We start from the raw sequence: 11,266 nt of genomic DNA on the forward strand, positions 1-11,266 counted from the left end.
TGCCGCGTCAGCCCCCTTAACACCGGCGGCGGGGGGTGTCCCGGGGGGGCGGGGGGCGGGGCCCGCGGGGGGGGGCCCCCCCCCCCGGCCGTCAGTCAGGCCGCGGCGCCCAGAGGGAACGCAGAGATCGTCGACGGGCTGAGCGGGAGGATCTTGGGAGCCGTGCCGCCGTACAGCTCGAGGAGGCGCGCCCAGGACGTGACCGGCCGCCGGACGCCGTCCCGCATGACGTAGACGGTGGAGGCGTCGGTCGACTTGACGGCGTCGCTGAGGCCCCCGCCGTCCGAGAGGAGCTGCCACTGGCCTGCGGTCAGGTCGACGCCCCCACAGGCCGAGCCGAAGGCGGCGATCATGGCGCAGGACGGGGCGTGGTAGCGGTTGCCCGCGTCGACCAGGGAGATCGCTCCGTCACGGGGGTCCCGCACGAACCAGCCGAGCTCCGCACCGGTCGTCAGGTAGTTGACGTAGGTCGTGGACGCGTCCGACACGCGGCCGAGCCGGGAAGAGAGCGACGTGAGCACCTCCATCGAGGTGACCCGGTTCTTGGTGGTCCCGCTCACGAGGTAGATGTCCCCACCGCCCGGACCCGTGACGAACGCGCCGGTTCCCTGCCCCCAGATCGAGCCGTATGACGCTTGCCCGGCGTCGACGCGGCTGCGGATCTCCCCTTGCCGGCTCCAGAGCGTGTTGCCCGGGCACTCGGTCGAGGCGACGTCCCGGTGGCCGAAGATCGTGGGCAGGGTGTTGCCGTTGAGGGTGGTGGTGGCTGCGGCGTCGACGCCGTGGAGCGAGAGCTTCCACGCCAGGAGGTTGACCACGGCATTGACGGCCTCGTTGGTGACGGTCGCGGTGCTGGTGTTGCCCATGACGGAGACGCCGACCGTGTTGGTGTTGTAGCCGGAGACGTGGGCGCCGATGGTCTCGAGCTCGATGCCGCCGGCTCGGCCTTCCCAGACGTTGCCGTACTTGTCGACGAGGAAGTTGTAGCCGATGTCGCCCCAGTTCAGGCTCTGCGAGTGGTAGGTGTAGATGCCGCGCAGGATCGCAGGCACGTCCTGGGGGGTGTAGTCGTTGGTGCCGGCGGTGTGGTGGATGACGGCGGCCTTGATGTCGCCCTGTGCGGGCGGCCACGTCATGATCGACTCGTCCGCACCCCACTCGGCCCGGCTGTGGATCGCGGGAGCGCCCGTCGTGCCGGGCCACCCGGTGGAGACCGACTTCCCGCGCGGCGTGCTCGCGGCGGGCGGGGCCGTCACCTCGGCGTCGGCGGGCTTCGACCCCGGGTCGACGACGGCGAGCGTGAGGTCGGAGACCCCCGCGGCGCCCGCACCGGTGGCGCGGGCCTCGACGCGCGCGACGTCACCCACCACCAGGGGCTCAGTGCCGCCGTTCCCCCCGATCCCGGCCTCGGCCTCGAGCGCCGTCCACGGGCTCCACGAGCCGTCGGCGTCGGCGGTCCGGACCTCGATCGCGAGCCCGCTCGGCTCGCTCGGGCCGTGCCAGGTCACGCCGACCGTGGCGAAGCCCGTGACCACGGCCGACGCGATGGACGTGCCGCCGGCGGCTGCTGCCAGCCCCTGGCCGGGTGCGAGGTCGACGTGCGTGACGCCGGCCTCCCGATCCTCGGCCGCCGGCTGCGAGGCCTCGGCCGGCGCCGCTGCCGCTGCCGTCGACGACTGCACGGCGGAGACCGGCAGCGCGACGAGTGCGGCGACGAGGGCCAGTGTGGCGGCGACGGCGACCGGCGGATGGATGTCCGTGGACATGTGCCTGCTTTCCTCTGGGGAGCTGGGACCACGTCACGAGGTGCACGGGAGGTCACCTCGCGGACGTGCCCGGCGAGGATAACCCACCGCATATTCGTATATCGGGTGAAATACGACAGGACCTGAAAGTGGACGGCCCGGCGTGCTCCGAGCCGGAGGAAGTCGCCCTAGGCTCGCGTCCAGGCGGAGAGAAGGAGGTTTGGATGAGAAGGAACAGGCTGGTCGCGGCGCTGGCCGCACTGGCTCTGACGGCGGCGTACTCGGCGCTGTCGGCCGCTCCCGCGGCCGCCCAGGACGGGGAGTACTTCGTGGTGAAGGGCGCGAACTCGGTCGCCAGCGGAGACCGGCTCTACCTGGTCGCGGGCACGCCCGAGGACTGGGCGAGCACCGGTGCGCCGAAGCAGTACCTGACCTACGAAGCATGGAGCGCCCTGGGGAGCCCATCGCCCGTCGTCTGGCCGGTGGACCGGTACGCCTCGCTCCCGTGGAGCGACGGGATCTACTGGGAGATCAACTGGCCCGACGGCGAGACCTGGGCCGGCGGCGTGACGTACGAGCAGTGGGTGGTGGCCGGCCGGCCGACACCGGTCGACGACCTGCGGCTCTGCAAGCTGGGGATCGGCTGCGACATCAGCCGGTGGGCGACGTCGGGCGACCTCTATCTCACCGAGTACCAGCACCAGAGCCTCAGCGCGCACCGCCTGACCTACGGCGAGTGGGAGGCGCTCGGCTTCCCCGCGGTCACCACCAACAGGATGGGCGTCTACAAGCTGCCGTGGACAGACGCCGTCTTCCAGCTCGATCCCTCGTACATCGGGCCGAGGAGCCAGTCGACGTCGAACGTGCTCGGCGTCTGGTGCGGGGCGCAGCTCTCCTACTCCGAGTGGCAGCACTTCGGTTCGCCTGCGCCGCAGACCGTGGCTTCGACGACGGTCGACCGGTTCATCGTCAACGGGCAGCCCGGCTGGGTCCCCGACGACTGGATCTTCTACGACGGCCCGGCGGGCTACTTCCACGTCTCGGCTGCCCAGTGGGCGGCTGCGGGCTCGCCCGCGCCGACGGCCATCATCGCCCCCGTGCTGCCCGAGAACCAGGTGAGCTGCTAGGACCCACACGGCAGCGACCAGGACGGGGGGGGGGGGGGGGGGGGGGGGGGGCGGCCCCCCCCCCCCCCCCCCGCCGCGCCCCCCCCCCCCCCCCCCCCCCCGCCCCCCCCGCGCCGCCCCCCCCCCCCCCCCCCCCCCCCCCCCCCCCCGCCGCTCTGTCACCACCACCAGCACCACCGCAGCCGCGGTCACGGCAACCGCCACGGCGCACGTCACCGCAGCCGCCCCGGGCTGCGCGACGTAGCCGCCCGCCACGACGGGTGCGGCCGGACCGCCCGCGACCCACCGGACGAAGCCCCACAGGACCACCGCGACCCACGCTGGGATCGCGGCGCGCGGCCACCGTGAGAGGCCCGCCCCCACGGCGAGGCACAGCGGCAGGACGACCGGCAGCAGGTACCGGGGGTGGGCGGAGCCGTTGGCCGCCGTGTAGGCGATCTGGACCGCCAGGACCGCGGCCGTCGCGCCGGCGAGCAGAACCACCGGGAGGGCGGCGAGCGCGCGACTGCCCTGGTCGGGCGGCGGCGCCGGCGTCGTGGCCCTGGCGCGGGGCCGGAGTCCTGCCGCCGCGGCGACGGTCGGGACGAGCAGCAGGACGACGGCGGCCGCGCCCGCGGACAGCACGTCCCGCCACTGGAACAGGTCGAGGAGCTCGGCCCAGGTGCCGAGGTCGGTCACGGCCTCGCCGAGCGACCGGGTCTCCCGGCCGAGGTTTTCCGTGGACCAGTCCGGGTGGCCGCCCGTGATGCTCCCGGTCAGCCGGTAGTTGCGTACGTAGAACCAGCCGCTCGCGAGGGCCACCGCAGCGGGGGCGGCGACGGCCAGGGCGACCGCCCGGCGCGCCGGCTCCAGATGCAGGCGCGCGCGGAGCACCGCGCCCAGGAGGGCCGCGGCGAGGCACACGACGGCCACGATCATGGCGGAGGTCCGGGTCAGCGCGCACGCTGCCGCGAGCAGCACCAGGCCGGCGAGGAGCCGTGGGCCGAGGCCGTGGCGCAGCGAGCGCAGCGTCAGCCCGAGGAGGGCGGTCACCAGCAGAGCAGCCAGCATGTCGTTGTACGCCGAGCCGCCGAGCCGGGCGGCCCACGCGGTGCAGGCCACGAGCAGGGCGGTGACCACCGGCAGCGTGCTCCCGGGCCGGACGACCTGCCGCACGGACCACCAGGAGACGATGACGAGCAGGGCGAACAGGACGATGCTCACCCCCCGCGCGGCGTACGACGCGGCGACCGGCAGGCCGGCGTCGGCGAGCGGGCCTACCACCGGGGCGAGGAACAGGTAGTACAGGGGCGGATGCTGGGCGACCCACTGGACGGGCGGCACAAAGCCGCCGGGCGGCCGGAGCTCGAGCCCTTCCTCGAACACCGGCAGCTCGCCGTGCCACACCTGGTACGCGTAGTCGATGTGCGCCGCCTCGTCGGCCGACGCATACGGCGCGACGGCCAGCGCCTGCGTCAGCGCCAGGAGAACTGCCGCCGCCGTCGAGCACACGAGTGCCAGGCGCTCGACCCTCCTGACGCGTGCCTCCCGCGAGGGTCCGGGCGCACCGACGTCGGCGGAAGCCAAGACTTCGCTGCTGCGTGCCTCCCGCGAAGGTCCAGGCGAGCTTCGGCTGACGGAAGCCCCGAGAATCCTGGCTATCGTGTGGAGCACAGACACAGCCTAGGGGTCCGCATTACCTCCCACCCCCTTCGAACGGACTGCTCATGAAACTGTTCGTCCAGATCCCCTGCCTGAACGAGGCGGAGACCCTCCCGCTCGTGCTGGCGACCATCCCCCGGGAGATCGAGGGCGTGGACGAGGTCGAGATCCTCGTCGTCGACGACGGCTCGACGGACGGCACGTCCGAGGTCGCGCGCCGGCTCGGCGTCCGGCACATCCTGCGGCACACCCGCACCATGGGCCTGGCCCGTTCCTTCCGTGACGGCATCGACTACGCGCTGCGCCACGGCGCCGACATCGTGGTGAACACCGACGGCGACAACCAGTACCCGCAGGAGCGGATCGGCGACCTGGTCGCACCCGTCGTGCGTGGCGAGGCGGACATCGTGATCGCCGACCGGCAGACCGCCACGATCGAGCACTTCTCGACGTTCAAGAAGGCCATGCAGAAGGTCGGCAGCGAGGTCGTGAACTTCGCCGCCGGGACCGACCTGCCTGATGCGGCGAGCGGGTTCCGCGCCTATTCGCGCGGCGCCCTGCTGCGACTGAACGTCGTCACGCAGTTCAGCTACTGCATGGAGACGATCATCCAGGCGGGCAACAAGCGGATGAAGATCGTCAGCCTTCCCATCATCACGAACCCCAAGACACGGGAGTCGCGGCTCTTCACGAGCATCGGGCAGCACATGCTCAAGTCGGCGCAGGCGATCCTGCGCAGCTACATCATGTTCCAGCCGCACGTCGTGTTCGTCAGTCTCGGCCTGCTCTTCCTCGTCGCCGCGCTCGTGCCGTTCGTGCGGTTCGCGATCTTCGCAATCATGGGCGACGCCGGCGGGCACATCCAGTCGCTCGTGCTCGGCTCGTCGATGCTCGTCGGGTCGCTGCTCTGTTTCGCGCTGCTCGTGATCGCCGACCTCCAGCGCACCAACCGCACCCTCACCGAGGAGATGCTCGAGCGCGTCAAGGAGCTCCAGTACGGCCGGGCGCCCGACGCGGTGCCCGGGACGACGGTCCCGGTCCTGGCCGCCGCGGTGCCCGGGGTGACGGTGCCGGCCGCCGCTGTGCCCGCCGAGCTGCCCGACGATCTGCCCGACGATCTGCCCGACGTCGTCGACGGCGCACCAGAGCGGTCCGTCAACGCCGGCGGGAACGGGCGCATCGCCTCGTGATCGTCTCGTTCGGGACCTACGACGCCGCCCGCCATCCCCGCGTCGCCGTGCTGGTCCGCGGCCTGCGTGACCACGGCGTCGAGGTCGTCGAGGTCAACCGCCCCCTCGGTCTCTCCACGGCGGAGCGGGTCCGGATGCTGCAGCAGCCCTGGCGGCTGCCGCTCCTCGTGCTGCGCCTCGCGGCCTGCTGGGCCGGCCTGGCGGGCGACGCGCTCGCGCTGCGCCGGCGTCGGGGCGCACCGGCCGCGGTGCTCGTCGGCTACCTCGGCCACTTCGACGTCGTCCTCGCCCGCGTCCTGTACCCCCGCACCAGGGTGGTGCTCGACCACCTCGTCTTCGCGGGCGACACCGCGACCGACCGCGGCGCGCAGGGGCTGCGCGTCCGGCTGCTGCGCCTCCTCGACCGGGTCGCGACCGCGTGCGCCGACGTCGTCGTCACCGACACCGAGGAGCACCGGCTCATGCTGCGCGACCCCACCCGGGGTGTCGTCGTGCCGGTCGGTGCGCTGGACGAGTGGTTCGACGCCGTCCGCCCGGCCTGCGGACCCGTGGGTGGGCCTGCAGCCCAGGCCGGCGCCTCGAAGCCGCCCGAGACCGGAGCCCAGGCGGCCCGAGGGCCGCTGCGCGTGATCTTCTTCGGCCTGTACACGCCGCTGCAGGGCGCGCCGGTCATCGGCGAGGCGCTGGCCCTCGCCGCCGCCGCGGGCACGCCCCTCGCGGTGACGATGGTGGGGGAGGGGCAGGACCTCGGGGCGACCCGGCGGCTCGCCGCGGGCGTGCCGGGCGTCTCGTGGCGGGGCTGGGTGGAGCCTGCCGAGCTGCCCGGCCTGGTCGCTGAGCACGACGTCTGCCTGGGCATCTTCTCGGACACCCCGAAGGGGCTGCGGGTGGTCCCCAACAAGGTCTACCAGGGCCTCGCCGCGGGATGCGTCGTGGTCACCTCCGACACAGCACCGCAGCGGCGCCTCCTCGGCGACGTGCTCGAGCTCGTTCCGCCCGCGGACGCCGCGGCGCTCGCCGACCGCCTCGCCGCCCTCGCGGATCCCGCGCGGTTCGCCGCCGCCCGGGCGAGGGCCGCCGAGGGGCGGGAACGGACCCGCGCGCGCGCCGTCGTCGGGCCGCTCGTGGCGGCGCTCGAACGGCCCGTCGCGGCAGGTGCGGGGACGGCCGGGGTGGGCGCATGACCGCGCGCCTCCTGGCCCTCCTGCGCTCCCCGGCCGTGCGCTGGGGGTTCCTCGTCGTGGCCCTGGGCGGTGCCGTGTGGACCGTCGTCGAGTACCGGCAAGAGCTCACCGCCGCCGCGGGGCAGCTCTCCGCCGGGCGCCTGCTGGGGGCGCTCGTCGTCTCGGTGGCGTACATCGCGTGCACGTTCGTCGCCTGGCGGCGCGTCCTGGCCGACCTGGGGTCGCCGCTGCCGCTCGGGGCGGCGGCGGGGGTGTTCGGCGTGAGCCAGGTCGGCAAGTACGTGCCGGGCGGGGTCTGGAACGTCGTCGCGGCGGCCGAGCTCGGGGCCGCCCACCACGTCCCGCGGCAGCGCTCGCTCGCGGCGATGGCGGTGAGCGTGCTCATCGGGGTGGTGTCGGGGTGCGCCGTCGGCGCCACGTCCCTGCCGTTCCTCGCGACGGAGTCCCTCGGACCCTGGCGGGCCGTCCTCTGGGCCGCCCCGCTCGTGCTCGTCCTGCTGGTCCCCGCCGTGCTCAACCGGGTCGTCGACGTGGCGTTCCGGCTCATCCGGCGGCCGCCGCTGGAGCATCCGCTCACGTGGCGCGGGCTGGGCGTCGCGACGGCCTGGTCCGTCGCGGGCTGGCTGCTCGCGGGGCTGCAGGTCTGGCTGCTCGTCACCGCGCTGGGCGTGCCGGCCACGCCCCGCACCGTCGCGCTGGCCGTCGGCGGGTACGCGGCAGCCTGGGTCGCGGGATTCCTCGCGGTGCTGGCCCCTGCGGGCGCCGGGGTGCGCGAGGTCGTCCTGGCGGCAGTGCTGGGCGTCGGCGCGGCCGGGGCCCTTCCCGCCCACGCGGCGGCTCTCACGGTGCTGGTGAGCCGCGTGCTGCTCACCGTCGTCGACCTGGCCTTCGCGGGGGCGGGTGCCCTCGCGGCGCGCCGGTCACGGCCGGCGCGGGCCGTAGGATCTGTGCCGTGACTGCGACCACACCCGTGAACTCGTCCACCCGCTGGCTCGTCCTCGGGGCTGCGGGCATGCTCGGCCGCGACATGGTCTCTGCCGCCCGGGCCGCGGGCGCCGAGGTCACCGCACTGGCCCGCGCGGAGCTGGACGTGACCGACGCGGCGGCCGCGCTCGAGGCCGCCCGCGGGCACGACGTCGTCGTGAACTGCAGCGCCTGGACCGCCGTCGACGACGCCGAGACCCGGGAGGGTGACGCGTTCGCCGTCAACGCGACCGGCGCGGCGAACGTCGCGCGCGCCGCGCACGCCGCGGGCGCGCGGCTCGTGCATGTCTCCACCGACTACGTCTTCGCCGGGGACGGCACCGAGCCCTACGCGGAGGACGCGCCCATCGCGCCCCGCTCGGCCTACGGCCGGACCAAGGCGGCGGGGGAGTGGGCCGTGCGGGCCGAGGCCCCCGACCACCTGCTCGTGCGCACCGCGTGGCTGTACGGCGAGCACGGGTCGTGCTTCCCGCGGACGATCGCCCGGATCGCGGCCGACAGGGACGAGATCTCCGTCGTCGTCGACGAGGTCGGCCAGCCGACGTGGACCGCCGACCTGGCCGACCTGATCGTGCGTCTCGTCGCCGCGCAGGCGCCCGCCGGCACGTACCACGGCACGTCGTCCGGCCGGACGTCGTGGCACGGCTTCGCGGAGCGGGTCGTGGCGGCCGCCGGGCTGACGACGCGGGTCGCGACGACGACCAGCGCGAACTTCGGCCGTCCCGCCCCGCGGCCCGCGTTCTCCGTGCTGGGTCACGAGGCCCTGCGGGCGGCGGGCGTCGAGCCGATCGGCGACTGGGCCGAGCGGTGGGCGGCTGCCTCTGGTGCCGTCCTCGGCGCCGGGGCCTTGCGGGCCTGAACCGCACGGCAGGCCCTCTGTGCCCTGCCGCGGCCGATAGGCTGCCGTCGACGTCCACCGCCAGGAGGATCCACCGTGCCGCTCCCGCCGCTGACCCCGTACGCACACCTGCGCTGGGACGTCGTGCGCCGACTGCTTCCCCCCGCCCGCTCCCGCGTGCTCGAGGTCGGCTGCGGCCAGGGCGCGGTCGCCGTGCGGCTCGCCGGCGACCACGACTACACGGGCGTCGAGCTCGACGGCGCGAGCCTGGACGTGGCTCGCCGGCGGCTCGCCGAGGCGGGGCACGAGGCGAACCTCGTCCATGGCCCGCTCGAGTCCCTCCTGGACGGCGAGCCGTTCGACCTGGTCTGCGCGTTCGAGGTGCTCGAGCACATCGACGAGGACGAGAAGGCGCTCGCAGAGTGGGCCGCCCGCCTCCGGCCGGGCGGGGTGCTCCTGCTGTCGACGCCGGCCTGGCAGTCCCGCTTCGGCCCGATGGACGAGGCGGTGGGTCACTACCGGCGGTACGACCCGGACGTCATGCGCGCCAGGCTCACCGATGCGGGGCTGACCGACGTCGGCCTGCGCCTCTACGGGATGCCGCTCGGCTACGCCCTGGAGGCCGTGCGGAACCGGATCGCGTCCGGGCGTCCCGCGATGCGGGAGGACGGGTCGGTCGCCGACCGCACCGCCCGGTCCGGGCGGCTGTTCCAGCCGTCGACGGCGGTCCAGGGCGCGATGATCGGGCTCGGCACGCTGCCGTTCCGGCTCGTCCAGCGGGCGTTCCCGGCGGCGGGCACCGGCCTGGTCGCCTGGGGCCGCGCGCCGCTCGCCTGAGCCGGAGGTGCAGCGCAGGGTGGGGCCGAGGAACGAGGCACACGCCCGAAGCGGAACCGCAGGCTCAGGCGATCAACACCGTCGCCTGAGGCCGCCGCTCCGGCTCAGTCGGTGAAGGCGGACGTCACTCGTTCCGTCGCGACGATGCGCTCCCGGCGGGGCGCGTCGGCCTCGAGGGCGGCGGCGACCGCCGCGGACGTGAGCACCACCGAGCCGTCGCCGGCCCATGCGGCGAGCACCTCGCGCAGGACGGCGCCCACGGCATCGCGCCCGTCCGCGAGGACGCGGGGACCGGCGGCCACGGCAGGCGGCACCAGGTCGCGGTGCGCCACCGGTTGCCCGACGCCGGTCGCGGCCTCCCGTACGCCTGTGGCAGCCGTCGCCGGGTCGCCCGGGACGGAGCCCGCGAGGACGAGGGCCGCCTCGTCGGGGTCGACCGCAGGTGCCCAGCCGATCACGTCGCCGTAGGTCATGACGGCCGCGGCGGCGTCCATCGCGCCGCGCGGCAGGTCGCCGTCGTACCGGCGGGCGAGCGCCGGCAGCGAGACGACGACGAGCTCGTCCGTCCCGGCCCACCGGTCGGGCGCGTCGGTGACGACCGGGCCAGACGGCGAGCGGGCCGGGTTGCGCGACGTGCCGGGCGAGCTGCCGGGCAGCACGACCGTCGCGCCCGTGCGCCACGTGGCCAGGGCCCAGACCATGGTGCGCCAGTGCACCGGCAGGTCAAGGGTGACCTGCGTGCCGGGTGCGGCGTCGAACTCCTCGACGAGGAGGTTCGTCGTCTTGCTGACCCAGTTCGCGAGCACGGCGCCGGAGAGCTCGACGCGCTCCGAGTCGTCGCCGTACCACGTGAGGCGGGGGCGGCCGGGGTCGCGCTGGAGGAGGTCGAGGAGCTGGGCGACATGCATGGGCTCAGCCTAGGCGGCGCCGGCGCCGGGCTTGCCCGTGGCAATCGGCGGCGTCTCGGCAGAGTTCCGCGGGCTTGGCCGGAGCGATTTCATCCGCCGCCTATGTACGAAATTCGCCCGGTCTCTCTCCCTAGGGCCCGGAACCAGTTGCAAGTCTGCACCGTTGCAGGTCAAGGCGCGTGAACGGGCCGTGGAGATCGGGCGCGATAGCACACTTCCGCTTGACGCCTCCAGACGACACGCGTGTAATTCCATGTATGCAGTTTCCTTAGGAACGGCATCTCGTAGGACGGCATGGAGGGGCACGTCATGTGGAACATGCTGGATGGAGACGTAGAGTTCCCGTCCGACGCAGGGCGTCGGACGGAGCGCGTGGCGCCGGTGCTGCCGCTGTTCGGCGGGGAGGCTGACGACTCGCTGATGAGCTGGCAGGAGCGGGCGCTGTGCGCCCAGACCGACCCGGAGGCCTTCTTCCCGGAGAAGGGCGGGTCCACACGCGAGGCCAAGAAGGTCTGCTCGGGCTGCGAGGTCCGCGCCGAGTGCCTCGACTACGCGTTGGCCAACGACGAGCGCTTCGGCATCTGGGGCGGCCTGTCGGAGCGCGAGCGCCGCAAGCTCAAGCGCCGCGCCGTCTGAGTCCGGAGCGCAGCGGAGGGTGAGGGCCGAGGTACGAGGCACTCGCCCGCAGCGAAGCGCAGGTCTCGGGCGGTAGGGCAGCCGGTCTGAGTCCGGAGCGCAGCGGAGGGTGAGGGCCGAGGTACGAGGCACTCGCCCGCAGCGAAGCGCAGGTCTCGGGCGGTAGGGCAGCCGGT

10 protein-coding genes are annotated in these 11,266 nt (G+C 74.2%); 8 read left to right on the plus strand and 2 right to left on the minus strand.

What is annotated here, in order from left to right:
• Positions 1 to 95: 95 nt before the first annotated feature.
• Complete coding sequence (locus L1785_RS03940; protein WP_236087836.1) at positions 96 to 1,766, minus strand: peptidoglycan recognition protein family protein; 1,671 nt, start codon at positions 1,764 to 1,766, stop codon at positions 96 to 98.
• Positions 1,767 to 1,969: 203 nt separating this feature from the next.
• Here L1785_RS03940 and L1785_RS03945 point away from each other — a divergent pair, with 203 nt between their 5' ends.
• The 7 genes from L1785_RS03945 to L1785_RS03975 all read left to right on the plus strand — a co-directional run bounded on the left by L1785_RS03945 (position 1,970) and on the right by L1785_RS03975 (position 9,546).
• The gene (locus L1785_RS03945) at positions 1,970 to 2,872 is read left to right on the plus strand and encodes a hypothetical protein (RefSeq protein ID WP_236087837.1); all 903 of its coding nucleotides are present in this window, start codon (positions 1,970 to 1,972) and stop codon (positions 2,870 to 2,872) included.
• Positions 2,873 to 3,920: 1,048 nt separating this feature from the next.
• The gene (locus L1785_RS03950) at positions 3,921 to 4,154 is read left to right on the plus strand and encodes a hypothetical protein (protein WP_236087838.1); all 234 of its coding nucleotides are present in this window, start codon (positions 3,921 to 3,923) and stop codon (positions 4,152 to 4,154) included.
• Positions 4,155 to 4,578: 424 nt separating this feature from the next.
• Positions 4,579 to 5,703, plus strand: a complete 1,125-nt coding sequence (locus L1785_RS03955) for a glycosyltransferase family 2 protein (protein WP_236087839.1) — start codon at positions 4,579 to 4,581, stop codon at positions 5,701 to 5,703.
• Complete coding sequence (locus tag L1785_RS03960; protein ID WP_236087840.1) at positions 5,700 to 6,887, plus strand: glycosyltransferase; 1,188 nt, start codon at positions 5,700 to 5,702, stop codon at positions 6,885 to 6,887. Before L1785_RS03955 ends, L1785_RS03960 begins: the two co-directional genes overlap by 4 nt.
• On the plus strand, positions 6,884 to 7,843 hold the full coding sequence (locus L1785_RS03965) for a lysylphosphatidylglycerol synthase domain-containing protein (protein WP_236087841.1): 960 nt from the start codon (positions 6,884 to 6,886) through the stop codon (positions 7,841 to 7,843). Before L1785_RS03960 ends, L1785_RS03965 begins: the two co-directional genes overlap by 4 nt.
• Positions 7,831 to 8,730, plus strand: coding sequence for a dTDP-4-dehydrorhamnose reductase (gene rfbD, locus L1785_RS03970; protein ID WP_372461777.1), 900 nt, complete (start codon positions 7,831 to 7,833; stop codon positions 8,728 to 8,730). Before L1785_RS03965 ends, rfbD begins: the two co-directional genes overlap by 13 nt.
• A gap of 75 nt (positions 8,731 to 8,805) precedes the next feature.
• Complete coding sequence (locus L1785_RS03975) at positions 8,806 to 9,546, plus strand: class I SAM-dependent methyltransferase (protein ID WP_236087842.1); 741 nt, start codon at positions 8,806 to 8,808, stop codon at positions 9,544 to 9,546.
• A 104-nt stretch (positions 9,547 to 9,650) separates the two neighbouring features.
• On the opposite strand, the gene L1785_RS03980 is transcribed toward L1785_RS03975, so the two are convergent.
• Positions 9,651 to 10,454 carry a TIGR03089 family protein gene (locus L1785_RS03980; protein WP_236087843.1) on the minus strand — a complete coding sequence of 268 codons (804 nt, stop codon included), beginning with the start codon at positions 10,452 to 10,454 and terminating at the stop codon, positions 9,651 to 9,653.
• Positions 10,455 to 10,763: 309 nt separating this feature from the next.
• Between L1785_RS03980 and L1785_RS03985 the strand changes: the two genes are divergently transcribed.
• Positions 10,764 to 11,090: a WhiB family transcriptional regulator gene (locus L1785_RS03985; protein ID WP_283250175.1), complete on the plus strand. Its 327-nt coding sequence runs from the start codon at positions 10,764 to 10,766 to the stop codon at positions 11,088 to 11,090.
• Positions 11,091 to 11,266: the final 176 nt, after the last annotated feature.

Origin of the sequence: Antribacter soli, assembly GCF_021568775.1 — a bacterium.
Classification (GTDB): Bacteria; Actinomycetota; Actinomycetes; order Actinomycetales; family Cellulomonadaceae; genus Antribacter; species Antribacter soli.

Bases quoted from the DNA above. Each gene is read 5' to 3' on its own strand.
- L1785_RS03940 (WP_236087836.1), bottom strand. From the start codon at position 1,766: ATGTCCACGGACATCCATCCGCCGGTCGCCGTCGCCGCCACACTGGCC.
- L1785_RS03945 (WP_236087837.1), top strand. From the start codon at position 1,970: ATGAGAAGGAACAGGCTGGTCGCGGCGCTGGCCGCACTGGCTCTGACG.
- L1785_RS03950 (WP_236087838.1), top strand. From the start codon at position 3,921: ATGTCGTTGTACGCCGAGCCGCCGAGCCGGGCGGCCCACGCGGTGCAG.
- L1785_RS03955 (WP_236087839.1), top strand. From the start codon at position 4,579: ATGAAACTGTTCGTCCAGATCCCCTGCCTGAACGAGGCGGAGACCCTC.
- L1785_RS03965 (WP_236087841.1), top strand. From the start codon at position 6,884: ATGACCGCGCGCCTCCTGGCCCTCCTGCGCTCCCCGGCCGTGCGCTGG.
- L1785_RS03980 (WP_236087843.1), bottom strand. From the start codon at position 10,454: ATGCATGTCGCCCAGCTCCTCGACCTCCTCCAGCGCGACCCCGGCCGC.
- L1785_RS03985 (WP_283250175.1), top strand. From the start codon at position 10,764: ATGTGGAACATGCTGGATGGAGACGTAGAGTTCCCGTCCGACGCAGGG.